This is a genomic window from Xanthomonas sp. 3307 (assembly GCF_014199735.1).
In the GTDB taxonomy this organism is placed as follows: domain Bacteria; phylum Pseudomonadota; class Gammaproteobacteria; order Xanthomonadales; family Xanthomonadaceae; genus Xanthomonas_A; species Xanthomonas_A rydalmerensis.
Window position 1 is genome coordinate 353,148 of record NZ_JACHOG010000002.1, and the last position, 24,426, is coordinate 377,573.

The 24,426-nt window shown below is 70.7% G+C and carries 19 protein-coding genes; 14 read left to right on the plus strand and 5 right to left on the minus strand.

Annotated features, from left to right (window positions below; genetic code table 11):
* Nucleotides 1-30: 30 nt before the first annotated feature.
* Together GGR64_RS06370 and GGR64_RS06375 are read right to left on the minus strand one after the other, a co-directional pair.
* A complete protein-coding gene (locus tag GGR64_RS06370; RefSeq protein ID WP_184644633.1) occupies nt 31-2,469 on the minus strand; it encodes a heavy metal translocating P-type ATPase in 2,439 nt (812 codons plus the stop codon).
* Nucleotides 2,466-2,906, minus strand: a complete 441-nt coding sequence (locus tag GGR64_RS06375; protein ID WP_184644635.1) for a heavy metal-responsive transcriptional regulator — start codon at nt 2,904-2,906, stop codon at nt 2,466-2,468. The genes GGR64_RS06370 and GGR64_RS06375 overlap by 4 nt, the downstream gene beginning before the upstream one ends.
* A gap of 137 nt (nt 2,907-3,043) precedes the next feature.
* On the opposite strand from GGR64_RS06375, the gene GGR64_RS06380 reads away from it, so the two are divergent.
* The 3 genes from GGR64_RS06380 to GGR64_RS06390 all read left to right on the plus strand — a co-directional run bounded on the left by GGR64_RS06380 (nt 3,044) and on the right by GGR64_RS06390 (nt 6,567).
* The gene (locus GGR64_RS06380) at nt 3,044-3,430 is read left to right on the plus strand and encodes a CopL family metal-binding regulatory protein (protein ID WP_221236096.1); all 387 of its coding nucleotides are present in this window, start codon (nt 3,044-3,046) and stop codon (nt 3,428-3,430) included.
* 120 nt (nt 3,431-3,550) lie between these two features.
* Nucleotides 3,551-5,368, plus strand: a complete 1,818-nt coding sequence (locus GGR64_RS06385; RefSeq protein WP_184644639.1) for a copper resistance system multicopper oxidase — start codon at nt 3,551-3,553, stop codon at nt 5,366-5,368.
* Complete coding sequence (locus GGR64_RS06390; protein WP_184644641.1) at nt 5,365-6,567, plus strand: copper resistance protein B; 1,203 nt, start codon at nt 5,365-5,367, stop codon at nt 6,565-6,567. The genes GGR64_RS06385 and GGR64_RS06390 overlap by 4 nt, the downstream gene beginning before the upstream one ends.
* Before the next feature lie 299 nt (nt 6,568-6,866).
* Here GGR64_RS06390 and GGR64_RS06395 read toward each other — a convergent pair whose 3' ends face one another.
* Nucleotides 6,867-7,340, minus strand: coding sequence for a hypothetical protein (locus GGR64_RS06395; RefSeq protein ID WP_184644643.1), 474 nt, complete (start codon nt 7,338-7,340; stop codon nt 6,867-6,869).
* A gap of 417 nt (nt 7,341-7,757) precedes the next feature.
* The gene (locus tag GGR64_RS06400; protein WP_184644645.1) at nt 7,758-8,477 is read right to left on the minus strand and encodes a TetR family transcriptional regulator; all 720 of its coding nucleotides are present in this window, start codon (nt 8,475-8,477) and stop codon (nt 7,758-7,760) included.
* Nucleotides 8,478-8,581: 104 nt separating this feature from the next.
* Between GGR64_RS06400 and GGR64_RS06405 the strand changes: the two genes are divergently transcribed.
* Nucleotides 8,582-9,712 (plus strand): NAD(P)/FAD-dependent oxidoreductase, encoded by a 1,131-nt coding sequence (locus GGR64_RS06405; RefSeq protein WP_184644647.1) that lies wholly within the window; start codon nt 8,582-8,584, stop codon nt 9,710-9,712.
* Nucleotides 9,713-9,835: 123 nt separating this feature from the next.
* On the opposite strand, the gene glmS is transcribed toward GGR64_RS06405, so the two are convergent.
* Nucleotides 9,836-11,668: a glutamine--fructose-6-phosphate transaminase (isomerizing) gene (glmS, locus tag GGR64_RS06410; protein ID WP_184645216.1), complete on the minus strand. Its 1,833-nt coding sequence runs from the start codon at nt 11,666-11,668 to the stop codon at nt 9,836-9,838.
* Between the two features lie 296 nt (nt 11,669-11,964).
* Between glmS and GGR64_RS06415 the strand changes: the two genes are divergently transcribed.
* From GGR64_RS06415 to GGR64_RS06460, 10 genes are all read left to right on the plus strand, one after another.
* Nucleotides 11,965-13,233, plus strand: a complete 1,269-nt coding sequence (locus GGR64_RS06415) for an efflux RND transporter periplasmic adaptor subunit (RefSeq protein ID WP_184644649.1) — start codon at nt 11,965-11,967, stop codon at nt 13,231-13,233.
* A 136-nt stretch (nt 13,234-13,369) separates the two neighbouring features.
* The gene (locus GGR64_RS06420) at nt 13,370-14,086 is read left to right on the plus strand and encodes an ABC transporter ATP-binding protein (RefSeq protein WP_160969222.1); all 717 of its coding nucleotides are present in this window, start codon (nt 13,370-13,372) and stop codon (nt 14,084-14,086) included.
* Nucleotides 14,087-14,114: 28 nt separating this feature from the next.
* Nucleotides 14,115-15,437 (plus strand): ABC transporter permease, encoded by a 1,323-nt coding sequence (locus tag GGR64_RS06425; protein WP_184644651.1) that lies wholly within the window; start codon nt 14,115-14,117, stop codon nt 15,435-15,437.
* Nucleotides 15,438-15,452: 15 nt separating this feature from the next.
* Nucleotides 15,453-16,667: an FtsX-like permease family protein gene (locus GGR64_RS06430; RefSeq protein WP_184644654.1), complete on the plus strand. Its 1,215-nt coding sequence runs from the start codon at nt 15,453-15,455 to the stop codon at nt 16,665-16,667.
* Nucleotides 16,668-16,679: 12 nt separating this feature from the next.
* A complete protein-coding gene (locus GGR64_RS06435) occupies nt 16,680-17,990 on the plus strand; it encodes an ABC transporter permease (RefSeq protein ID WP_184644656.1) in 1,311 nt (436 codons plus the stop codon).
* On the plus strand, nt 17,987-19,228 hold the full coding sequence (locus GGR64_RS06440) for an FtsX-like permease family protein (protein WP_184644657.1): 1,242 nt from the start codon (nt 17,987-17,989) through the stop codon (nt 19,226-19,228). Before GGR64_RS06435 ends, GGR64_RS06440 begins: the two co-directional genes overlap by 4 nt.
* Before the next feature lie 13 nt (nt 19,229-19,241).
* Nucleotides 19,242-20,537, plus strand: a complete 1,296-nt coding sequence (locus GGR64_RS06445; protein ID WP_184644659.1) for an ABC transporter permease — start codon at nt 19,242-19,244, stop codon at nt 20,535-20,537.
* 46 nt (nt 20,538-20,583) lie between these two features.
* On the plus strand, nt 20,584-21,810 hold the full coding sequence (locus GGR64_RS06450; protein WP_184644661.1) for an FtsX-like permease family protein: 1,227 nt from the start codon (nt 20,584-20,586) through the stop codon (nt 21,808-21,810).
* A 49-nt stretch (nt 21,811-21,859) separates the two neighbouring features.
* On the plus strand, nt 21,860-23,161 hold the full coding sequence (locus GGR64_RS06455; RefSeq protein WP_184644663.1) for an ABC transporter permease: 1,302 nt from the start codon (nt 21,860-21,862) through the stop codon (nt 23,159-23,161).
* A gap of 38 nt (nt 23,162-23,199) precedes the next feature.
* Nucleotides 23,200-24,420: an FtsX-like permease family protein gene (locus GGR64_RS06460; protein WP_184644665.1), complete on the plus strand. Its 1,221-nt coding sequence runs from the start codon at nt 23,200-23,202 to the stop codon at nt 24,418-24,420.
* The last annotated feature ends 6 nt before the right edge of the window (nt 24,421-24,426 follow it).

The following is a 24,426-nucleotide window of genomic DNA, read 5'->3' on the forward strand; positions in this document are numbered from 1 at the left end:
GGCTCCAAAGTGAAGAAATCGAACACGCGCTCACTGCGCACGCCAGCGATTCAGCAGCAGCGCGTTGCCCAGCACCGAGACCGAACTCAGCGCCATCGCCGCGCCGGCGATCACCGGGTTGAGCAGGCCGAACGCGGCCAGCGGGATGCCCAGGCCGTTGAAGACGAAGGCGAAGAACAGGTTCTGGCGGATCTTGCGCACGGTCGCCGCGGACAGGTCGATGGCGGCGGCGACGCCGGCCAGGTCGCCGTGCATCAGCACCACGTCGGCCGCCTCGATGGCGATGTCCGAACCGCTGCCGATGGCGAAACTGACGTCGGCCGCGGCCAGCGCCGGGGCGTCGTTGATGCCGTCGCCGACCATGCCCACGTGTGCGCCCGGCACGGCCTGCAGCTGGCGCACATGCGCGGCCTTGTCCTGCGGCAGCACCTCGGCCTGCACCTGCTCGATACCGAGTCGCGCGGCCACCGCCTGCGCCGCGTGGCGGTTGTCGCCGCTGAGCATGGTCACGGCGATACCGCGCGCCTGCAGCAACGCCACCGCCTCGGCGGCGTCCTCGCGCAGCGGATCGGCGATGGCGATGTAGCCGGCCACGGCGCCGTCCACCGCCACCCCGACCACGCTCTGGCCCTGCGCCTGCGCCGCCTCGGCCTGGCGGCGCAGCGTCGGGTCGGCCGGCACGGCGACCAGGCCGTCGAGCCACGCCAGCGCCCCCAGCGCGACCTCGCGCCCGTCCACGCGGCCGCGCACGCCCTGCCCCGGCAGCGTCTGCACTGCCTCGGCCAGCGGCGCCGGCACCGCCGCGCGCACGCCCAGGTCGGCGGCGCGCTGCACGATGGCGCGCGCCAGCGGATGCGCCGACCCGGTCTCCAGCGCCGCGGCCAGGCGCAACAGCGGCGCGGCCTCGGCCTCGTCGGCGACCAGCACCGCGGTCACCTGCGGCTGGCCCAGGGTCAGGGTGCCGGTCTTGTCGACCACCAGCGCGGTCAGCGCGCGGGCGCGTTCCAGCACCTCGGCGTCGCGGATCAGGATGCCGGCGCGCGCGCCGACGCCGGTGCCGACCATGATCGCGGTCGGCGTGGCCAGGCCCAGCGCGCACGGGCAGGCGATCACCAGCACCGCCACCGCGTGCACCAGGGCGTCGGCGAAGCTGCCGCCCAGCGCCCAGGTCGCGCCCAGGGTGATCGCGGCGATGGCCAGTACCGCCGGCACGAACACCGCGGCGATGCGATCGACCAGGCGCTGGATCGGCGCGCGCGAGCCTTGCGCGGCATCGACCATGCGCACGATCTGCGCCAGCAGCGTGTCCGCGCCAACGCCGGTGGCGCGCGCGCGCAACAGGCCAAGCTGGTTGACCGTGGCCGCATGCAGGCGGCTACCCGGTGCCTTGGCCACCGGCAGCGCCTCGCCGGAGAGCATCGCCTCGTCCACGCTGGAGTGGCCGTCGAGCACCTCGCCGTCGACCGGCACGCGCTCGCCGGCAGCGACCACGAACACATCGCCGACCGCCAGTTCCGCTGCATCCACCTCCACGATGACGCCGTCGCGCTCGACCCGCGCGGTGGTCGGCGCCAGGTCGAGCAGCGCGCGCACCGCCGCGGTGGTGCGGCGCTTGGCGCGGGCCTCGAGCAGGCGCCCGAGCAGCACCAGGGTGATGACGCTGGTGCTGGCCTCGAAGTACACGTGCTGGTCGTGCAGGCCGGCCACGGTGACCACGGCGCTGTACAGATAGGCCATGCCGGTGCCCAGCGCGACCAGCACGTCCATGTTGGCGCTGCCGTTGCGCAGCGCGCGGTAGCCGGCGCGGTAGAAGCGCGCGCCGATCCAGCACTGCACCGGCGTGGCCAGCAGCCACTGCAGCCAGCGCGGCAGCGGCTCGGCGTGCGCACCGCGCAGGGCGTCGCCATCCAGCATGCCCAGCATCTGCCCCCAGAACGGCAGGGTCAGCAGCACCGCCGCTGCGAACATTCCCAGCTCGCGCCGCCAGGCGCGGCGCTCGCTGCGGTCGCGCTCGGCCAGCTGCTCGGGGTCCATGGCCTGCGCGACGCGCGCGCCGAATCCCGCACGGGCGATCCGCGCGATCAGTTCCGCCGGCGCGACCGCACCGTTCACGATCTCCACCCGCGCCTTGGCCGAGGCCAGGTTGGCGTGGCCGGCGAGCACGCCCGGGGTCTTCGCCAGCACCGCATCGATCGACGCCACGCAGGAGGCGCAGTGCAGGCCGCTGAGTTCCAGGGTCAGGGTCTGGGTCGGCACGCTGTAGCCGGCCTGCTGGATACGCTGCAGCAGTGTCGGCAGGTCCACTTGCTGCGGGTCGTAGTCGACCTGCACGCGCGCCCCGGCATAGCTGGCCTGCGCCGCGACCCCGGGCAGGCGCTGCAACGCCTTCTCCACGCCGGCCGCGCAGGCAGCGCAGGTCATGCCCTGCACCGGCAAGGTCAACGAGGCGGTGGCGCGGTCCGCGCTCATCGCGGCGGCTCGCCGGTGGCATCGCCGCGGATGTCGCCCAGGATCGGGCAGGCGTCCGGCGCACCGCGGCCGGGACACTCCTCGACCAGCATCGCCAGGGTGTCGCGCATCTCGGTCAGTTCGGCGATGCGCCGGTCCAGCGCCTGCAGGCGCGCGCTGGCGCGCTGCTTGATGCCCTCCACGCCGTGCACGCGATCGTCCTGCAGCGCCAGCAGCTCGCCGATCTCCTCCAGCGAAAAGCCCAGTTCCTTGGCGCGGCGGATGAAGCGCACCCGCTGCACCGCCGCGGCGTCGTACTCGCGGTAGCCGGAGGCGCGGCGCGGGGCGGGCGGCAGCAGCCCCTGGCGCTCGTAGTAGCGCACGGTATCGATGGCGACGTCGGCCTGGCGGGCGAGCGCGCCGATGGTGAAGCGGACGGTGGCGGGATCGGATCGCATGCGCACACCCTACTCCCTGGAGTCGGGTCCAGAGTCAAGCCTTCCCGCGCGGCAGTCGCTTGCCGCCCACGCCGGCTTCGGTATCCTCTGCGCTTCCCGCCGTCACCCCGCCGCCTGTGCCGACCTTCGCCGTCCTGATGCGACTGCTGCTGTGCCTGAGCCTGCTGCTCAACGGCACCGCGGCCGCCATGGCGATGCCGGGCATGGCGACGCACGGCCCCTCGACGCACGACACGGCTGCCACGATGGCCAGCGCGGCGCCGGCGCACACGGCGATGCCCTGCCACGACGCGCCGCCACCGCCACCGACGGATCACGACGGCCCCTGCCACGACCATGCCGGCAAGCACGGCGGCTGCGGCGGCATGGCGGGCTGCCAATGTCCGCATGCGCAACCGTTGCCGGCCCTGCTGGCGATGCCGCTGGCACTGCCGCGCATGCCCCGCACCCTGGTCGCCGCCGCTTCCCAGGCCGCGCACGGTGCGCCCGGCCTGCCACGACTGGAACGTCCTCCCAGCGCCTGAGCGCGCGCGGCCGCCCCACGGGCGGTCTCCTGGCGGCGGCGCACAGACGCTGCCGCGTCCGTGCCTGCAGCGCCCCGTCGGCGCTGCGCGGCACATCGCATCCGCTTATGGACCTGACACATGAACGCATCTTCTTCCGGCCTGCCGGCGCTGCCGTCGCGGCGCCGCTTCGTCACCGGGCTGGCGCTGGGCGCCGCCGCCGGCCTCAGCGGGCTGCCGCTGCGCAGCGCACAGGCCAGCGCGCTCGCCCGCAACGGCGCCGCGCCCTACGTGCTGCACGGCACCGACCTGGACCTGAGCATCGGCAGCACCCGGGTCAACTTCACCGGGCGCGAGCGCCCCGCCATCGCCGTCAACGGCAGCGCGCCCGCACCGATCCTGCGCTGGCGCGAAGGCGACACCGTGACCATCCGCGTGGCCAATCGCCTGCCCGGCCACACCCAGACCTCGGTGCACTGGCACGGCCTGCTGCTGCCGGCCAACATGGACGGCGTGCCGGGCATGAGCTTCGACGGCATCTATCCGGGCGAGACCTACCAATACCGTTTCGCCCTGCGCCAGTCCGGCACCTACTGGTACCACAGCCATTCGCTGCACCAGGAGCAGGCCGGGCTGTACGGCGCCATCGTGATCGACCCGCGCGACCCGCCGCCGTACCGCTACGACCGCGAGCACGTGCTGTTGCTGTCGGACTGGACCGACCTGGACCCGGCCGCGCTGTTCCGGCGGCTGAAGCAGATGCCGTCCTACGACAACCTGTACCAGCGCACCGTCGGCGATTTCCTGCGCGACGCGCGGCAGGACGGGCTGCGCGCCACCCTCGCCGACCGCGGCATGTGGGGGCGCATGCGCATGACGCCGAGCGACCTGTCCGACGTCAACGGCAACACCTACACCTACCTGCTCAACGGCATGACCCCGGCCGGCAACTGGACCGGGCTGTTCCGCCCCGGCGAGAAGGTGCTGCTGCGCTTCATCAACGCCTCCAGCATGAGCTACTTCGACGTGCGCATCCCCGGGCTGAAGATGACCGTGGTCGCCGCCGACGGCCAGTACGTACATCCGGTGAGCGTGGACGAGTTCCGCATCGCCGCGGCCGAAACCTACGACGTGCTGGTCGAACCCAGCGGCCAGGACGCCTACACGGTGTTCGCCCAGGATATGGGCCGCACCGGTCACGCGCGCGGCACTTTGGCCGTGCGCGACGGGCTGCAGGCGCCGGTGCCGGCGAACGATCCACGCCCACTGCTGCGCATGCAGGACATGGGCCACGCGATGGCCGGGCACGCCGGCATGGACCATGGCGCGGATAAGGCCATGCACGGCATGGAGGGCGGCTGCGGCGCGAGCATGCACATGGCCGGCATGCCGGGCATGGAGCACGCCGCGCACGCAACTGCAGGCGCTGCCGCCGCACCTGCGCATCCACGCAGCGAACGCGGCAATCCGTTGGTGGACATGCAGTCCTCCGCCAGCGCGCCGCGACTGGACGACCCGGGCATCGGCCTGCGCGACAACGGCCGCCGCGTGCTGACCTATGCCGACCTGCACAGCCTGTTCGAGGATCCGGACGGACGCGAGCCGGGACGCGAGATCCAGCTGCACCTGACCGGCAACATGGAGAAGTTCGCCTGGTCCTTCGACGGCATTCCCTTCGCCAGCGCCGCGCCGCTGCGGCTCAACTACGGCGAGCGCCTGCGCATCGTGCTGGTCAACGACACGATGATGCAGCACCCGATCCACCTGCACGGCATGTGGAGCGACGTGGAGGATGCCGCCGGCCGCTTCCAGGTGCGCAAGCACACCGTGGACATGCCGCCGGGCACGCGCCGCAGCTACCGCGTGCGCGCCGACGCGCTGGGGCGCTGGGCCTACCACTGTCATCTGCTGTATCACATGGACGGCGGCATGATGCGCGAAGTGCGGGTGGACGCATGAGCCGCTCGCGCCTCGCTCCGCTCGCCCAGGCCACCGGCCTGGCGCTGCTGTTGGCGCACGCCGCAGCGCAGGCGCAGCATGCCCATGCTGCCGACACCGGCGCCGACGCAGCTGCCGCGCGCTGCGCCTGCCCTGCGTCCGCTGCCGCCGTGTCCATGGCGGACGCGGCGGCAGCGCAGCCCGACACGGCAATGCATGGCGCCATGGACCACGCAGCCATGGGGCATGCCGCGCACGTGCCGGCCATGCAAGGCGCGCCTGCCACGCAGACCACGGCAGAGCACGCCGACGCCATGTCGCACGCGCACATGGACCACGCCACGATGGACCACGCGGCCGCGCCGGCGTCGCAGGGCGATCACCGCGAACACGCGCACTCCGCGCACGACGGCATGCATCACGACGGCATGGACCACGCGATGCCCTCGGCGCCGGCCCCCACAGCGACCGCATGCCACTGTCCCGCGAGCGCCGGCACGCCGCTGCCACGCGAGCCGATCCCACCGATCACCGCGGCCGACCGTGCGGCCGCGTTCCCTGTGCTACGCGACCACGGCATGGCGCACGGCGCCTCGCGCACCGGCTATTTGCTGGTCGATCGCCTGGAGGGCTGGGACAACGCCCATGGCAGCGGCCAGGCCTGGGAAGCGCGCGGCTGGTACGGCGGCGACATCGACCGGCTATGGCTGCGCAGCGACGGCGAACGCGAGGGCGGCCGCACCACGGCGTCCTCGCTGGAACTGGCCTATGGACGCGCGATCTCGCCCTGGTGGGACGTGCTGATCGGCGGCAGGCAGACGTTCGCGCCGGGCCACGCGCGGACCTCTGCCGCGTTCGGCGTGCAAGGCATGGCGCCGTACAAGTTCGAGGTGTCGGCCATGCTCTACGTCGCCGAGGGCGGCCATGCCAGCCTGCACCTGGAAGGCGAGTACGACGTGCTGCTGACCAATCGCCTGATCCTGCAGCCACGGCTGGAGGCGGAACTGGCCGCGCGCGACGATCCGGCGCACCGCACCGGCAGCGGCCTGACCACCGCGGAGGGCGGGTTGCGCCTGCGCTACGAAGTCACCCGCCGGTTCGCGCCGTATGTCGGCGTGGAGCACGTGCGCAGCTTCGGCGACACCGCCGGCCAGCGTCGCGCCGCTGGCGAGGCCATGCGCGAGACGCGCTGGGTCGCCGGCCTGCGCTTCTGGTTCTGAGCCACGGCGGCGCGCCGTAGCACATGGCGAACGGCGGCGCAGAAGACGCGCCGCCTTGGCGAAACACGGCACCGCCGCTAGACCGGCGTTCGCGGTGCCCCAGCTGCATGTGCGCCCATCGCCACCATCCAGGCACGAACAACGAAGACGTGCCTTTGTAGGAGCGGCTTCAGCCGCGAGGGGCGTTACCGGGAAAGCCCGTCGCGGCTGAAGCCGCTCCTACGAGACGCCGAGACGGGGCCGGGCCACAGCGCATCACGCATGAACGGCGAAGGACATCCGACGTGCCTCGCCACCGCTCACGCGTGCAGCGGTGCCTGCAGCGCCTCCACCTCGTGCCGTGGCGGCCGCAGCGCGCCCAGCGTGCCGACCAGTTCGCGGTAGCTGCGCGCCAGCTGCGCGAACAGCCCGGCGTCGCTGTCGCGGGTCTCGGCCACTTCGGCATAGGCGCCGCGGCCGAGATCGATGAAGTAGTCGACGCTGACCCGGCGCCGTTCCGCCACGCCGGGAAACAGCCCGGCGATCAGCAGACAACCGTCGCCGACCTCGCGCAATGCGTCGGCGCGCGTGCGTCCGACCTGCTCCTGCGCATGCAGCCAGGCCAGCGCCTGGATGCGCGCCAGCAACTGCGCGTCGCGCTGGTAGCGCAGCAGCACGAACACCAGGTAGTGCTCGCGCGATTCGTCCAGCGGCCGGCCCAGGCGCTGCCCGGCCTCGTGCACCAGCGCCTGCCACAGCTCGGCCGGCGCCCCCTGTCTGAAAGACTCGTACATGCGTCCTCCTGCGTGGTGGGAACCCTCGCAGGAAGCTTATGCATAACCCGGGCCAGTGCGCTGGCAGCCGACCACGCCGTCTGCCAAGGCGGTGCCGCTGCGGCGCCTTACTCCACCGTCACCGACGTGGCCAGGTCGCGCGGCTTGCCCACAGGCGCCAGCGTTCGCCGCATGGACTGGCGGCGCGGCGCGCGCATCAGAACCGGACGAAGCGCGATGTGCCTCCGCCTCCTCGGCGACACCACCTGGCGACCGATGCTGGACGCACCGATACCGTGGCCTGGCCATGTCATTCCGGGCAATGAATCGCGCCAGGCCGACGGCGCTGGCTGCACAGACTTAGCTGCGCCGGCACTAGCGCGACGGGGCGACGTGCGCGGCGTGCGTGCCAGCAGCAGGCGCGTCCTGAAGGACCGCTCAGGAATGACGGGGTTTTTTGCGCGCGCCGCCGGTCACCTGCGCGCCGCCCTGCGCCACGATGCCGGCAAGGATCAGGTCGATCCCGGCGATGAAGTCCACGCGGTCGTCGTGCGTCTGCAGTGCGCCGGCCATGCTGCGCACGAAGGGATACGCGACGGGATCGAGCCGCGACCACGTGCTCGCCATTGCGGCCAGGGTCGCGTCGCGGACAAGACCCTGGGTGAGCGCCAGTTGCGTATTGGCCGCGTTCTGTCCGCTTACGCCCAGCATGTAGTTGAGCAGCGCGGACACCGCCGCCCACTGCGCCGTGTCGGCCACACCAAGCGCACGCAGCGGCCGGCCAAGGCCTTCGATGATGCGCACGATCGGCAACTGTCCCGGCGCCTGCCACAGGGCCGACCCGATCCAGGGATGCGCATCGATCGTGTCGAACATGGCCAGGGCCAGCGCGCGGATGGCGGCCTGCGGCGTGGCGCCGGCCGGTGCCGCCGGCAGGCTGCGCGCGATGACGGCGTCGCAGGCGGTCGTCAGCAGATCGCGCTTGTCGGCGATGTGTCCGTAGAGCGCGCCTGGCCCGGTGGCGAGCCGTTCGGACAAGGCGCGGAAGGTCAGCCCGGCCTCGCCGTCGCGATCGAGCAGGGCGATCGCCGCCTCCACGATCTGCTCGCGCGACAGTGCGGCGTCACGGCGGGGCTGGTTGCGTCGTGTCTTGGTCATGGCCGATCTTGACATGGATGGAACGCCATTCCAAGATGATGGAACGACATTCCATCCAGCTCGGCGCAGCGGGGTTCGTCGCGCACACCCGTCATCGAGGCACCATGCACACTCCCATCGCAATCATCGGTGCCGGACTCGGCGGGCTCGCGCTCGCCCGCGTGCTGCACCTCCACGGCATCGCCGCGACCCTCTACGAAGCCGAGGCATCGGCCGATGCGCGCCCGCAGGGCGGCCTGCTCGACATCCACGACTACAACGGCCAGCTGGCGCTCAAGGACGCCGGGCTCTACCCGCAGTTCCGCGCGCTGGTGCTGCCCGGCGCGGATGCGAAACGGGTCGTCGACCGCGATGGCACCCTCCTGATCGAGCGGCCGGACCTCGGCGCCGGCAACCGGCCGGAGGTGGATCGCGGGCAGTTGCGCCGCCTGCTGCTCGACGCCCTCCCCGCCGGCGCGGTGCGCTGGGGCTGCAAACTCGCCGATGTGTCGCCGCTCGCCGATGGGCGGCATCTATTGCGCTTCAGTGATGGCGCCACGGTGACCACCGATCTGCTGGTCGGCGCGGACGGCGCCTGGTCGAAGGTGCGGCCATTGCTGTCCGCTGCCGTGCCCGCCTACAGCGGCATCACTTTCGTCGAGACCCGCCTGCTGGAGGCCGACACCCGGCATCCGGCCAGCGCGCAGCTGGTCGGCCACGGAACGCTGATGGCAGTCGCACCGGGCAAGGGCCTGTTCGCGCACCGCTATGCCGACGGCACGCTGCATGCGTATGTGTCGCTGGTCAGGCCGCAGGCGTGGTTCGACGGCATCGACGTCGCCGTGCCGGCAAGCGCGATGGCGCGCATCGCCGCGGAGTTCGCCGGTTGGGCGCCGGCGCTGACGGCGTTGATCACCGCCAGCGACACGCCGCCGGTGCTGCGCCCGATCCATGCCTTGCCGGTCGAGCACCAATGGGAGCGCGTCCCCGGCGTGACCCTGCTCGGCGACGCGGCGCACCTGATGTCGCCGTTCGCCGGCGAAGGCGCCAACCTCGCGCTCTACGATGGTGCCGAGCTGGGCAAGGCCATCGCCGCGCATCCCGGCGCGATCGAGGCCGCGCTGGCCACGTACGAAACCCGACTGTTCGCCCGCAGCGCGCCGTTCGCCCGCGAATCCCAGCGCAATCTCACCCTGTTCTTCGACGACGCCGCGCCGCAGAGCCTGGTCGACTTCTTCAACGGCGTCGCCACGTAGCCGCCAGCGACCTCCGGTGGCGCTACGGCGGACATCGCCACAGCGCTTCCCGTCCGCATCGCACCGTCATGGCGGCCCGCGCACGCCCGCCATCGTTGGCGCGCCGAACGTCCCTGGACGCGCTTACTCCACCGTCACCGACTTGGCCAGGTTGCGCGGCTTGTCCACGTCGGTGCCGCGCGCCAGCGCGGTGTGGTAGGCCAGCAATTGCACCGGCACGGTGTGCAGCACCGGGCTGAGCACACCGGCGTGGCGCGGCGTGCGGATCACGTGCACGCCCTCGGATTCGTTGAAGTTGCTGTCCTGGTCGGCGAACACGAACAGTTCGCCGCCGCGTGCGCGCACTTCCTGCATGTTGGATTTCACCTTCTCCAGTAGGGTGTCGTTGGGCGCGATCACCACTACCGGCATGCTGGCGTCGACCAGCGCCAGCGGGCCGTGCTTGAGCTCGCCGGCCGGGTAGCCTTCGGCGTGGATGTAGGTGATTTCCTTGAGCTTGAGCGCGCCCTCCAGGGCGATCGGGTAATGCAGGCCGCGGCCGAGGAACAGCGCGTTGTGCTTGTCGGCGAAGCGCTCGGCCCATACCGCGATCTGCGGCTCCAGGTTGAGCACGTGCTGCACGCTGCCGGGCAGGTAGCGCAACTGCTCCAGGTACTCGGCCTCCTGCTCGGCGCTCAGCCGCCCGCGGCGCTTGGCCAGCACGCAGGTGAGCTGGAACAGCGCCGCCAGCTGGGTGGTGAAGGCCTTGGTCGAGGCCACGCCGACCTCGGCGCCGGCGCGGGTGTACAGCACCATCGCGCTGGCGCGCGGGATGGCGCTCTCGGGCACGTTGCAGATCGACAGGGTCTTGGCGTGGCCCAGCGACTTGGCGTACTTGAGCGCCTCCATCGTGTCCAGGGTTTCGCCGGACTGGGAAATGGTCACGATCAGTTGCCGCGGATTGGCGCAGGCGTCGCGATAGCGGTACTCGCTGGCGATCTCCACGCTGCACGGCAGCCCGGCGATGCCCTCGATCCAGTAGCGCGCGGTCAGCCCGGCGTAGTAGCTGGTGCCGCAGGCCAGGATCTGCACGCCGTCCACATCGGCCAGCAGCGCCTCGGCCTTGCTGCCGAACAGCGTGGTGTCGAACCCGCCGGCGTCGAACAGCGCCTCCAGCGTGTCGGCCAGCGCGCGCGGCTGCTCGTGGATCTCCTTCTGCATGAAGTGGCGATACGGGCCCAGTTCCAGCGAGGCCAGCGACACGTCGGACACGTGCGGCTCGCGCTGCACCGGCTGGTCCTGCGCGTCGTACACCTGCACGCCGTCGCGGCGCAGTTCGGCGGTGTCGCCCTCTTCCAGGAAGATCACCCGGCGCGTGGCCTGGATCACCGCCGAGACGTCGGAGGCGATGAAGTTCTCGCCCTCGCCCAGGCCGATCAGCAGCGGGCAGCCCATCCGCGCGCACACCAGCAGGTCCGGGCGCGACTTGCTCACCGCGGCCACGGCATAGGCGCCGGTCAGTTCCTTCACCGCCGCCTGCAACGCACCGAGCAGATCGCGGCCCTGGTCGATGTAGTGGTGGATCAGGTGGGCGATGACCTCGGTGTCGGTCTGCGACTCGAACACATAGCCCAGCGCAGTCAGGCGCTCGCGCTGCTGTTCGTGGTTCTCGATGATGCCGTTGTGGACCAGAGCCAGGTCGCCGTGGCTGACGTGCGGATGCGCATTGGCCTCGGTGACGCCGCCGTGCGTGGCCCAGCGGGTGTGGCCGATGCCCAGCGGCGCATGCAGGCCCTCGGCCAGCGCGGCGCTCTCGGTCTCGGACACGCGGCCGGTGCGGCGCACGCGGCGCACCTGGCCGTCGGCGATGGCGGCGATGCCGGCCGAGTCGTAGCCCCGGTATTCCAGGCGTTTGAGCCCCTCGATCAGGACCGGAACCACATCGCGATCCGCGATCGCACCGACGATACCGCACATAGCCACGCCCTTCGCCGAAAAGTCCGCCATTCTAGCCAAGTCCGCTGAATGTCTCGCCGCTGTCCGCTGCCGGACTAGGGGGTGTCACCAATTCCCGAGGATGTCGCGTTGGGTCTGGCAAGCCCAATCCGAAGGGCCGCGATTGCTCGGGAATTGATGACACGCCCGAGTGTCCGCGAACGTGTCCGCGGACACTCGGACACTCGTCCGCGCCGCCCACCTCCATGCAATTCAATGACTTGCAGTTGGCACGCATCCTGCGATGAAGTTCCCATCCTCACCGCTGCGATCGTCCGATGATCCGTGACACCTCCGCCCAGGACCAGGTTCTCGCCCGCCCCCGCTCCGCCGCCTGGCGCCGCTGGTTGTGGCCCGGGCTGATCGTTGCGCTGGTGCTGCTGGGCATCGCCTTCGCCGCACGCGGCTGGATCGCCGGCAGCCGCTCGTTCGACGCGCAACGTGTGCGCATCGCCACGGTGACCCGCGGCGACCTGGTCCGCGACATCTCCGCCGACGGCCGCCTGATCGCCGCCAACAGCCCCACCCTGTACGCCATCTCCGGCGGCACCGTGACCCTGAAGGTGGTCGCCGGCGACGTGGTCAAGCAGGGCCAGGAACTGGCCGAGATCGACAGCCCGGAGCTGCGCAGCAAGCTGGCCCAGGAAGAGGCCACCCTGGCCGGCCTGGAAGCCGAGGCCGGCCGCGCCGACCTGGACGCGACCCTGGCCCGTGCCAATGCCAGCAAGCTGATCGACCAGGCGCAGATCGAGCGGCAGGCCGCCAGCCGCGACCTGGAGCGCTACGAGCGCGGCTACGAAGGCGGCGCGGTGCCGCAGGTGGAACTGGCCAAGGCCCAGGACACCCTGAAGAAGGCCGACATTGCGATGAGCCACGCGCAGAAGGACTCAGGCCTGCAGGCGCAGGGCGCCTCGCTGGACGCACGCAACAAGCTCCTGCTCGCCGAGCGCCAGCGCGCGGTGGTGGCCGAGGTGCAGCGCCAAGTCGACCTGCTGACCCTGCGCTCGCCGTTCGACGGCCAGGTCGGCCAGGTGCAGGTCTCGCAGCACACCAATGTCGCCGCCAATGCGCCGGTGCTGAGCGTGGTCGACCTGTCCAAGTTCGAACTGGAGATCAAGGTGCCGGAGAGCTTCGCCCGCGATCTGGCGATCGGCATGCCGGCGCAGTTGACCAGCGGTGCCGGCGAACCGTTCGCCGGTGCGATCTCGGCGGTGTCGCCGGAAGTGGTCAACGGCGAGGTCAACGCGCGCATCCGCTTCACCGACAAGCAGCCGCCGGGCCTGCGCCAGAGCCAGCGCATGAGCGCGCGGGTGCTGCTGGATACCCGCAAGAACGTGCTCAAGCTCGAGCGCGGTCCGTTCGTCGAACAGTCCGGCGGCCGCTACGCCTACGTCATGGACGGCGACTCGGCGGTGCGCCGCCCGGTCGAACTGGGCGTCACCAGCCTGGGCGAAGTCGAAGTGCGCTCGGGTCTGCAGCCGGGCGACCGGGTCGTGGTCTCCGGCAGCGACCTGTTCGGCGACGCGCCGCAGGTGACGGTGCATTAGGAGCCGGGATTGGGGAATCGGGAATGGGGATTCGTAAGCCCCCTCTCGTTTTCCTCTCCTGGCCGCCGCTTTCGAATCCCGACATCCCGAATCCCCAATCCCCAATCCCCGCTCCACCACCACAGGAACTCACGCCATGCTCGAAATGCGCTCCGTCTCCAAGGTCTTCCGCACCGAACAGGTCGAGACGCATGCGTTGCGCTCGCTGGACCTGCATGTCCGCGAGGGCGAGTTCGTCGCCGTCACCGGGCCGTCGGGTTCGGGCAAGACCACCTTCCTCAACATCGCCGGCTTGCTGGAAACCTTCACCAGCGGCCAGTACCTGCTCGATGGCCAGGACGTCAGCAACCTCAACGACGATGCGCGCTCGCGCATGCGCAACCAGAAGATCGGTTTCATCTTCCAGGGCTTCAACCTGATCCCCGACCTCAACCTGTTCGACAACGTCGACGTGCCGCTGCGCTACCGCGGCATGGGCGCGGCCGAGCGCAAGCAGCGCATCGAGGAGGCGCTGGGTCGGGTCGGGCTGGGCTCGCGCATGAAGCACTATCCGTCCGAACTGTCCGGCGGCCAGCAGCAGCGCGCGGCGATCGCCCGCGCCCTGGCCGGCAGCCCGCGCCTGCTGCTGGCCGACGAACCGACCGGCAACCTCGACTCGCAGATGGCGCGCGGGGTGATGGAACTGCTGGAGGAGATCAACGCGCAGGGCTCGACCATCGTCATGGTCACCCACGATCCGGAGCTGGCCGCGCGCGCGCAGCGCAACGTGCACATCGTCGACGGCCAGGCCACCGACCTGCAGCGCGAACCGGTGCTGGCGCACGGCGGCAACGACGCCGCGGCCGCGGGCTGATCGGCAGGGCGACGGCGCGGAGACTGGCATGCTCGGCTACTACTTCCAGCAAGCGTTGCGCAGCCTGCGCCGCAGCCCGGTGCTCACCACGCTGATGGTGCTGTCCATCGCCGTGGGCATCGGTGCGGCGATGACCACGCTGACGGTGATGCGGCTGCTGTCCGGCGATCCGTTGCCCGGGCGCAGCCAGCAGATCTTCTTCGCGCAACTCGATCCGCGCCCGAGCAACGGCGCCAATCAGAAGCCGTACGACAAGCTCGACTATCCCTCGGCCATGGACCTGTGGAAGCGCGGACGCGCCGATCGCCAGGCCATGGTCGCCGAGAGCGAGATCAAGGTGCGCGCGCCGGACAGCGCCACCGCGCCCTTCATGACCCAGTTGCTGATGACCCAGGCCGATTTCTTCCCGATGTTCCAGGTGCCGTTCGCCTACGGCAGTGGCTGGCGGGCGCGCGACGATGAGGACAGGGCAAGGGTGGCGGTGATCTCGGCCGATCTCAACGCCAAGCTGTTCGGCGGACGCAACAGCGTCGGCCGCAGCCTGCTGGTGCGCGGCACCGCGGTGCGCATCGTCGGCGTGCTGGCGCCATGGCGGCCGTCGCCGCTGTTCTACACGCTGGCCGGCGGCAGCTTCGCGCATGGCGACACCGCCAGCTTCTACGGACGGCCGCAGGACGTGTTCATGCCGCTGTCCAGCAGCCTGGAGGTCAACGACGGCCATATCCAACCATGGACCTGCTTCAGCAAGGTGGATTCCGCAATGGACCTGCGCGATGCGCCGTGCGTGTGGCTGCAATTGTGGGTGCAACTGGACACGCCGGCGAAGGTCGCCGACTACCGCCGGCTGCTGGCCGACTACGCCGCGCAGCAGCACGCCGCCGGGCGCATCGGCCGTGCTGACACCGCGCGCCTGCTGTCCCTGCCGCAATGGCTGGAGCACAACCGCGTGGTGCCTGGCGACGTGCGCCTGCAGAGCTGGCTGGCGCTGGCGTTCCTGGGCCTGTGCCTGTTCAACAGCGTCGGCCTGCTGCTGGCCAAGTTCCTGCGCCGCGGTGGCGAGATCGGCGTGCGCCGCGCGCTGGGCGCGTCGCGGCGCGCGATCTTCGCGCAGTGCCTGACCGAGGCCAGCGTGATCGGCCTGGTCGGCGGCGCCGGCGGCTGGCTGCTGACCCTGCTGGGCCTGTGGAGCGTGCGCCAGCAACCCACCGCCTACGCCGACCTGGCGCATCTGGACCTGGCGACGTTCGCCGGCACCTTCGCCCTGGCGATCGCCTGCAGCCTCGCGGCCGGCCTGTTCCCCGCCCTGCGCGCCAGCGGTATCGCGCCGGCCATGCAACTCAAGAGTCTGTAACCGGGACGCGCGACGATGCAGATCAAACCCATCCTGAGCGCGCTGGCGCGCCACCGCATCGCGGCGACGCTGATCGCCCTGGAAGTGGCGCTGGCCTGCGCCGTGTTGTGCAACGCCTTCTTCCTGATCGGCAACCGCATGGAGCTGGTGCATCTGCGCAGCGGCATCGACGAGGCCGCGCTGGGCTTGGTGTCGCTGTCCGGCTGCGACGACTGCAACAATGCCGACCTCAACGCCCGCGCGCTGGATGCGGTGCGCCGCACGCCCGGCGTACGTGCGGCGGGCGTGGTCAACAGCGTGCCGTTCGCCACGCCCACCAACAACAACGGACTGTGCCTGGACCAGGACTGCACGCAGATCGGCGGCGTGCCGCATTTCTACATGGTCAGTCCCGGCGCCGTCGCGGCCCTGGCACTGCAGCCCGACAGCGGCCGCACCTTCGGCGACGCGGACTACCAACCGCTCAAAAACGGCCTCCCGACCGCGGCCAGCGTGTGGATCACTCGCGCGCTGGCCGCACATCTGTGGCCGGGCCAGGATCCGCTGGGGAAGGAGTTCTGGGCCGGCGGACATTTCCGCGTGATCGGCACACTCGACCACCTGGCGCGCCCCGATCCAGGCCGCAGCGAAGACGGCGTGATCGGCAGCGACTGGTCGGTGGTCATCCCGGTGCGCGAAGCGGAGCGCTCAGGCACCTACGTGCTGCGCGCCGATCCGCGCGAGCTGCCGCGGGTGTTGGCGCAGGCGCGCGCCGCGGTGGCGCGGGCGGTGCCCGAAGCGGTGATGGACAACGCGTACAGCAAGCCGCTGCTCGACCTGCGCCAGGAATACTTCCAGAGCGACCGCGCCATGACCGGGCTGCTGGTCGCGATCATCGTCGCGATGCTGCTGGTGACCGCGCTGGGGATCGTCGGCCTGGCCAGCTTCTGGGTGCAGCAGCGCACCAAGCAGATCGGCATCCGCCGTGCGCTCGGCGCCACCCGCCGCGACATCCTGCGCTATTTCCAGACCGAGAACCTGCTGCTGGTCGGCGCCGGCGTGGCGCTGGGCATGCTGCTGGCCTATGGCGGCAACGTATTGCTGATGCACGTATTCGAACTGGAGCGGCTGCCGGCCAGCTACCTGCCTGTCGGCGCGCTGCTGTTGTGCGCGCTGGGCCAGCTTGCCGTGCTCGGCCCGGCCCTACGCGCCGCGGCCGTCGCCCCCGCCATCGCCACCCGCAGCGCCTGACCCGGAGCCCGCATGTTCGCTTACTACCTCCGCCTGGCGCTGCGCAGCTTCGGCCGCAACCGCATCCTCACCGCGCTGATGGTGCTGGCGGTGGCGCTGGGCATCGGCGCGTCGATGACCATGCTGACGGTGCTGCATACGCTCTCCGGCGATCCGCTGCCCGGGCGCAGCGCCACGCTGTTCCATCCGCAGGTGGACCCGCGTCCGCGCAACCTGCCCAGCGCCGACCGCGAGCCGCCGGACGAGCTGACCTGGCAGGACGCCACCGCGCTGTATCGGGCGCAGGCGGCACCGGCGCAGACCATGACCAGCGCGAACTGGCTGCCGGTGCGCCAGACCGTGCCCAACAGCCCCTTGCGCATGCTCACCACCCGCGCCGCCACCGCCGACCTGTTCGCCATGTTCGGCATGCGCTTCCTCTACGGCAGCGGCTGGAGCCGTCATGACGATACCCAGCGCGCGCCGGTGGTGGTGCTGAGCCGCAAGCTCAACGACGCGCTGTTCGGTGGCGCGGACAGCGTCGGCAAGACCCTGACCATCGCCACCCGCCCGTTCCGGGTGGTCGGGGTGATCGACGATTGGAATGCGCAGCCGCGCTTCTACGACCTCAACTCTGGCGCGTACACGCCGCCGGAAGCGTTGTACATGCCGTTCGAGACCTGGCTGGACCTGCCGCAGGACTACGGCTACGGGCCGATGCAGTGCTGGGGCAAGGACGGCGAGGCCGGCCTGCACGACCCCAAGGCGGCGCAGTGCACCTGGGTGCAGTACTGGGTGCGGCTGGACACGCCGGAACAGGTGCGGCGCTACCGCGCGGCGCTGGACGCCTACAGCGCGCAGCAGGGCCAGCTCGGCCGCTTCGAACGCGCTCCCAACACCCGCCTGCGCAGCCTGGTCGACTGGCTCGACTACAAGCGGGTGGTGCCGGCCACGGTGCGCATGCAGACCTGGATCGCCTTCGGCGTACTGCTGGTGTGCCTGCTCAATGCGGTCGGCCTGCTGGTCGCCAAGTTCATGCGCAAGGCCGGCGAGATCGGCGTGCGCCGCGCGCTCGGCGCCAGCCGCCGCGCAGTGTTCGCGCAATGCCTGGCCGAATCGGCGCTGATCGGTTGCCTGGGCGGCCTGCTCGGCATCCCGCTGACCTGGATCGGCCTGTGGCTGGTGCGCCAGCAACCGGTGGCCTACGCGCAACAGGCGCATGCCGATCCCGCGATCCTGGGCATTGCCCTGGCCGTGGCCACGCTGTCGGCGCTGGCCGCCGGCCTGTGGCCGGCCTGGCGTGCCTCGCGCATCGCCCCCGCCCTGCAGGTGAAATCGCTATGACCGCGCTGCCTCCCGTGCGTCCCATCCTGTCCGCGCTGGGCAGCCATCGCGCCGCGGTGGTGCTGATGGCGCTGCAGATCGCCCTGACCCTGGCGGTGCTGTGCAACCTGGTGTTCATCATCGCCCGCACCTACCAGCGCGTGCAGACCCCGACCGGGGTGATGGAACAGGACATCGGCCTGATCCAGAGCATCAGCGTGGTCGGCGAGCCAGGCAGTGTCAGCAGCGTCGGCCGCAGCCTGGACATCCTGCAGGCGGTGCCCGGCGTGGAAGCGGCGGCGTTCGGCGCGCCGCCGCTGTGGGGGCCGGCGCAGGCGCAGCTGTTCCTGCAGCCGCAGGCCACGCAACCGGTCGCCCGTGCCCGCCTGTTCCTCGGCAGCCAGGGCCTGAACCGCACCCTGGGCATCCGCATCGTCGCCGGCCGCGACCTGCGCGATGCGGAGCTGCCCGGCGCCTCGGCCCTGTTCGGCGCGCCTGCCGAGATCGAGCGGCGCCTGCCGGCGCTGATCACCCCGTCGCTGGCCGCCAAGCTGTTCCCCGGCGCCTCGCCGCTGGGGCGCACGCTCTACACCAGCACCTTCAACCAGCAGGTACGCCTGGACATCGTCGGGGTGATGGCGCCGCTGCGCGGCGAGATCACCGGCCACGACGACGATGCCGATGCGCTGCTCACCGAGATCCATGCCAGCAGCGAGGGCTGGGGCGGCGGCTACCTGATCCGCAGCGCGCCTGGGCAACTGGCGCAGGCGCTGCCGCGCGCAGCGGCGGCGATGCAGCGCGCCAACCCCACCTATGTGCAGCAGCAGGTCGCCACCATGCAGGAGCTGCGGACCGAGTACTTCAAGAGCGACAGCGCGGTGGCGCGGATGCTGCTGGCGATCATCCTGATCCTGCTCACCGTCACCGCACTGGGCATCGGCGGGCTGGCCAGCTTCTGGGTGCAGCAGCGCACCCGGCAGATCGGCATCCGCCGCGCGCTCGGCGCCACCCGCGACGACATCCTGCGCTACTTCCAGCTGGAAAACCTGCTGATCGTCGGCGGCGGCGCGCTGCTCGGCGCGGTGCTCGCCTACGTCATGAACCAGTGGCTGATGCAGCGCTTCGAACTGGAGCGGCTGTCCTCGCCCACCGTGCTCACCGGCATGGTCGCGGTGTGGCTGCTCGGCCAATGTGCCGTGCTCGGCCCCGCCCTGCGCGCCGCCGCCGTCCCGCCCGCCACCGCCACCCGCAGCGCCTGACCCCGGAGCTCCCATGTTCGGCTACTACGTCCGCCTCGCCTTGCGCAGCTTCGGCCGCAACAAGGTCCTCACCGCACTGATGGTGCTGGCCATCGCCTTGGGGATCGGCGCCAGCATGACCACGCTGACCGTGTTCTACGTGCTCTCCGGCGACCCGATCCCGCAGAAGAGCGACCGTCTGTTTTACGTGCAGGTCGATGCGCAGCCCAAGGCCGGCTACCAGCCGGGCGAGGAACCGGATTTGCAGAACACCCGCTTCGATGCCGAGACCCTGCTGCGCGAGAAGCGCGCCAAGCGCCAGGCGTTGATGAGCGGCGGCAGCGTGGCGATCGAACCGCGCAAGAGCGGCCTGAAGCCGTTCAAGTCGGAAGTGCGTTTCACCTCGGCGGACTTCTTCCCGATGTTCGATACGCCGTTCCTGTACGGGCACGGCTGGACCGGCACGGAAGACGAGCGCCATGAGCGCGTGGTCGTCATCAGCAGGAAGCTCAACGAAAAGCTGTTCGAAGGCGCCGACAGCGTCGGCCGCGAACTGCGCATGGACCAGAACACCTTCCGCATCGTCGGCGTGCTCGACACCTGGGAGCCCAAGCCGCGCTTCTACGACGTCACCAACACCTACGGGTCGGACGAACAGGCCTATCTGCCGTTCTCGGTGGCGATGGACCTGAAAATGGACCGCAATGGCAACATGAACTGCTTCGGCGACAGCAACGGCGACCAGACCGCGCTCAATGCGCCCTGCACCTGGGTGCAGTACTGGGTGGAACTGGAGAGTCCGGCGCAGGCTACCGACTACAAGGCCTACCTGGAGAACTACTCCTCGCAGCAGCGTGCTGCCGGACGCTTCCAGCGCCCGAACAACGTGCGCCTGCGCGACGTCATGCAGTGGCTGGACCATAACAAAGTGGTGCCCGGCGACGTGCGCCTGCAGCTGTGGCTGGCGATGGGCTTCCTGCTGGTGTGCCTGCTCAACACCGTCGGCCTGCTGCTGGCCAAGTTCCTGCGCCGCAGCGGCGAGATCGGCGTGCGCCGCGCGCTGGGCGCCTCGCGCGGGGCGATCTTCGCGCAATGCCTGGTGGAGGCCGGCGCCATCGGCCTGGCCGGCGGTGTGGCCGGACTGGGCCTGGCCATGCTCGGGCTGTGGGCGGTCCGCCAGCAACCGGCCAGCTACGCCAAGCTGGCGCACCTGGATCCGAGCATGCTGGTGCTGACCTTCGCCATGGCGGTGGGCGCCAGCCTGCTCGCCGGCCTGTTGCCGTCGTGGCGCGCCATCCAGGTCGCGCCCGCCCTGCAGCTCAAGTCCTGACCCTGCGCGCCCTGCGCCGTTCATGCTCTCTCACAAGGTCATCGCCATGGATATCCGCCCCACCCTGTCCACCTTGCGCAGGCACAAGACCGCCGCCGCGCTGATCGTGCTGGAGATCGCCCTGGCCTGCGCGATCGTCTGCAATGCGCTATTCCTGATCGGCAACCGCATCGAGACCCTGCACCGGCCCAGCGGCATCGCCGAGTCGGAACTGGTGACGATCTCGCTGGGCGGCATCGGCCAGCAGGTCAACGCCGCCGCCCGCACCCGCGAGGACCTGGCCGCGTTGCGCGCCGTGCCCGGCGTGCGCAACGCCACGCTGCTCAACCAGGTGCCGTTCGTGCACTACTCCTGGAACACCAGCCTGTCGCTGACCCCGGACCAGGAGCGCCCCACTCTCAACGCGGCGCAATACATGGCCGAAGAGGGCACGCTGAAGACCCTTGGCCTGAAGCTGGTGGCCGGACGCGATTTCGCGCCCGACGAGTACATGGATATGGACGCCGCCCAGACCGACAAGCAGATCCGAGAGAAAGGCACCGCCATCATCCTCAACCGCGCCACCGCGGAAAAGATGTTTCCGGGTCAGAACGCGCTGGGCAAGACGGTGTATACCGGCCCGGTGGGCGCCCGCGTCGTCGGCATCGTCGACCCGCTGGCGCGCCCCACCGCCGCCAGCGGCCTGGCCGAGATCGACTACGCGATGCTGCTGCCGTTACGCCTGAAGTACACCGACGGGCTGTACGTGCTGCGGGTCACCGACCCGGCGCGGCGCCAGGAAGTGCTGAACGCGGCGACCGCGGCCTTGATGAAGGTCGACAGCAGCCGCCTGGTACTCAAGCAGCAGACCTACAGCGAGATCCGCGACGATTACTTCCAGGGCGACCGCGCGATGGTGTGGCTGCTCGGCGCAGTCTGCGTGGCGCTGTTGATCGTCACCGCGCTGGGCATCGTCGGCCTGGCCAGCTTCTGGGTGCAGCAGCGCACCAAGCAGATCGGCATCCGTCGCGCGCTCGGTGCCACCCGCGGGCAGATCCTGCGCTACTTCCAGACCGAGAACTTCCTGCTGGCCAGCACCGGCATCGTGCTCGGCATGCTGCTGGCCTACGCCATCAACCAGTGGCTGATGGGCAAGTACGAACTGCCGCGGCTGCCGCTGGCCTACCTGCCGATCGGCGCGGTGGCGCTGTGGCTGCTCGGCCAGATCGCGGTGTTCGCGCCGGCGCGGCGCGCCGCCGACGTGCCGCCGGCCGTCGCCACCCGCAGCACCTGACCCCTCCCCTTGGCCGGCTCCGGCCGGCCTTTTTTCTTCAGGCTCCCCGATGGTCGGCTACTACTGCAAACTGGCGCTGCACAGCTTCCGCCGCAACCGCCTGCTCACCGCCCTGATGGTGCTGGCGATCGCGGTCGGCATCGGCGCGTCGATGACCACGCTGACCGTGTTCCATGTGCTGGCGGCCGATCCCATTCCCGGCAAGAGCGCGCAGCTGTTCAACGTCGAATTCAACGTCGAGCCGGACGACCATTACGATCCGAACGACACCGACCCGCAGCAACTGACCCGCCGCGATGCCGAGGCGCTGCTGCGCGACAGGCGCGGCGATCGCCAGGCGCTGATGTCGGCCGGCAGCGTGACGGTGGTGCCGGCGCAGCCGCAGCTGACGCCGTTCGGCGCCGAAGCGCGCTACACCAGCGCCGACTTCTTCCCGATGTTCGCCGTGCCGATGCGCTACGGGCATGCCTGGACCGCGGACGACGACGCCCGGCGCGCGCGCGTGGCGGTGATTTCGCGGCGGCTCAATACCCAGCTGTTCGGCGACGTGGACAGCATCGGCCGCCAGCTGCAGCTCGGCGATGCGGTGCTGCGCGTGGTCGGGGTGATCGACGCCTGGGACATGAACCCGCGCTTCTACGACCTCACCAACAACGAATACGGCGACAGCGAGGACGTGTTCGTGCCGTTCTCCACCGCGCGCGACCTGGACCTGGACGTCAGCGGTTCGATGTCCTGCTGGGGCGACAGCGGTGGCGACAAGACCAGCGAGAGCGCGTCCTGCGCCTGGATCCAGTACTGGGTGGAACTGGATAGCCCCAACAAGCGCGCCGCCTACCTGGACGCGCTGCAGGCCTATGCGCAGCAGCAGCGCGACGCCGGCCGCTTCCGCCATCCGCCGGACATCCGCCTCAGCGACGTGATGACCTGGCTGGACCGCAACCACGCGGTCCCCTCCGACGTGCGCCTGCAGGTGTGGCTGGCGTTGGCGTTCCTGGGCATCTGCCTGCTCAATACCGCCGGGCTGATGCTGGCCAAGTTCCTGCGCCACAGCGGCGAGATCGGCGTGCGCCGCGCGCTGGGCGCCTCGCGCCGCGCGATCTTCGCCCAGCACCTGGTCGAAGTGGCGGCGATCGGCGTGGTCGGCGGCAGCGGCGGCCTGCTGCTGGCGTGGATCGGCACCTGGCTGGTGCGGCAGCAGCCGTCCACCTACGCCGCGCTGGCGCACATGGATGGCCGCATGCTGCTGCTCGCGCTGGCGTTGAGCCTGGGCAGCAGCCTGCTCGCCGGGCTGCTGCCGGCCTGGCAGGCGATGCGCGTGCCCACCGCCCTGCAACTCAAGTCGCAATGACGCGCCGCACGCGTCCCTCTCCGCCAGGAACTCCCGCCGTGTCCCTCCATCCCATCCTCTCCAGTCTGCGCAAGCACCGCGTCGCCGCCGGCCTGATCGTGCTGGAGATCGCCTTCAGTTGCGCCGTGGTCTGCAACGCGCTGTTCTTGATCGATCAGCGGCTCGAGCGCATGCACCGGCCCAGCGGCGCCGCCGAGCAGGAGCTGGTGCAGCTGCGCAGCCGCAGCGTGGTCAGCGACGGCAACGGCGCGGCGCAGACCCGGGCCGACCTGGACGCGCTGCGGCGCATCCCCGGTGTGCGCGACGCCAGCATCATCAACCAGGCGCTGTTCGGCGATTCGCTCGGCTACAGCGGCGTGTCGCTGCGCCCGGACCAGGAACGCAGCACCCTGCATGCAGTGCAGTACTTCGGCGACGCACGGCTGCTCGACACCCTGGGGCTGCGCCTGGTCGCAGGACGCCGCTTCGCGAACGAGGAGTTCATCGACTACGCGCAACTGCGCGATCCGGTCGCCAAGCGCATCCCGCCCTCGGTCATCCTCAGCCAGTCGCTGGCGCAACGCCTGTTTCCCGGCCAGAACGCGGTGGGCCGCACCATCTACGTCTACGGCGAACACCGCGTCGTCGGCGTGGTGCAGCGCCTGGTGCAGCCCCGCGAAGGCGGGACCACCGGCCAGTACGAAGACACGATGCTGTTCCCGGTGAACGTTCCCTACGATCACGGCACCTACCTGCTGCGCGTAAGCGACCCGGCGCAGCGCGAGGCGATATTGCGGCAAGCCAAGGCGACGCTGTCGCAACACGGTCCACGGCGCATGGTGAACGGCGCCCAGACCTTGCAGCAGTCGCGCGCGGCCTACTACCGCGACGACCAGGCGATGGCCTGGCTGCTGGTCGGCGTGAGCGTGGCGCTGTTGCTGATCACCGCGCTGGGCATCGTCGGCCTGACCAGCTTCTGGGTGCAGCAACGCACCAAGCAGATCGGCATCCGCCGCGCGCTCGGCGCCACCTGCACGCAGATCCTGCGGCATTTCCAACTGGAGAACTTCCTGCTCGCCAGCACCGGCATCGTGCTGGGCATGTTGCTGGCCTACGCCGCCAACCTGTACCTGATGAGCGCCTACGAGTTGCCGCGGCTGCCGCTGTGGTACCTGCCGGTCGGCGCGCTGGTGCTGTGGCTGCTCGGCCAGCTCGCGGTGCTGCCGCCCGCGCGCCGCGCCGCCGCGGTGCCGCCGGCAGTGGCCACGCGCAGTGTCTGACCCGAC

Bases quoted from the DNA above. Each gene is read 5' to 3' on its own strand.
- GGR64_RS06450 (WP_184644661.1), top strand. From the start codon at position 20,584: ATGGATATCCGCCCCACCCTGTCCACCTTGCGCAGGCACAAGACCGCC.
- GGR64_RS06415 (WP_184644649.1), top strand. From the start codon at position 11,965: ATGATCCGTGACACCTCCGCCCAGGACCAGGTTCTCGCCCGCCCCCGC.
- GGR64_RS06420 (WP_160969222.1), top strand. From the start codon at position 13,370: ATGCTCGAAATGCGCTCCGTCTCCAAGGTCTTCCGCACCGAACAGGTC.
- GGR64_RS06430 (WP_184644654.1), top strand. From the start codon at position 15,453: ATGCAGATCAAACCCATCCTGAGCGCGCTGGCGCGCCACCGCATCGCG.
- GGR64_RS06390 (WP_184644641.1), top strand. From the start codon at position 5,365: ATGAGCCGCTCGCGCCTCGCTCCGCTCGCCCAGGCCACCGGCCTGGCG.
- GGR64_RS06370 (WP_184644633.1), bottom strand. From the start codon at position 2,469: ATGAGCGCGGACCGCGCCACCGCCTCGTTGACCTTGCCGGTGCAGGGC.
- GGR64_RS06395 (WP_184644643.1), bottom strand. From the start codon at position 7,340: ATGTACGAGTCTTTCAGACAGGGGGCGCCGGCCGAGCTGTGGCAGGCG.
- GGR64_RS06375 (WP_184644635.1), bottom strand. From the start codon at position 2,906: ATGCGATCCGATCCCGCCACCGTCCGCTTCACCATCGGCGCGCTCGCC.
- glmS (WP_184645216.1), bottom strand. From the start codon at position 11,668: ATGTGCGGTATCGTCGGTGCGATCGCGGATCGCGATGTGGTTCCGGTC.
- GGR64_RS06385 (WP_184644639.1), top strand. From the start codon at position 3,551: ATGAACGCATCTTCTTCCGGCCTGCCGGCGCTGCCGTCGCGGCGCCGC.
- GGR64_RS06400 (WP_184644645.1), bottom strand. From the start codon at position 8,477: ATGACCAAGACACGACGCAACCAGCCCCGCCGTGACGCCGCACTGTCG.
- GGR64_RS06455 (WP_184644663.1), top strand. From the start codon at position 21,860: ATGGTCGGCTACTACTGCAAACTGGCGCTGCACAGCTTCCGCCGCAAC.
- GGR64_RS06445 (WP_184644659.1), top strand. From the start codon at position 19,242: ATGTTCGGCTACTACGTCCGCCTCGCCTTGCGCAGCTTCGGCCGCAAC.
- GGR64_RS06440 (WP_184644657.1), top strand. From the start codon at position 17,987: ATGACCGCGCTGCCTCCCGTGCGTCCCATCCTGTCCGCGCTGGGCAGC.
- GGR64_RS06380 (WP_221236096.1), top strand. From the start codon at position 3,044: ATGCGACTGCTGCTGTGCCTGAGCCTGCTGCTCAACGGCACCGCGGCC.
- GGR64_RS06435 (WP_184644656.1), top strand. From the start codon at position 16,680: ATGTTCGCTTACTACCTCCGCCTGGCGCTGCGCAGCTTCGGCCGCAAC.
- GGR64_RS06405 (WP_184644647.1), top strand. From the start codon at position 8,582: ATGCACACTCCCATCGCAATCATCGGTGCCGGACTCGGCGGGCTCGCG.
- GGR64_RS06425 (WP_184644651.1), top strand. From the start codon at position 14,115: ATGCTCGGCTACTACTTCCAGCAAGCGTTGCGCAGCCTGCGCCGCAGC.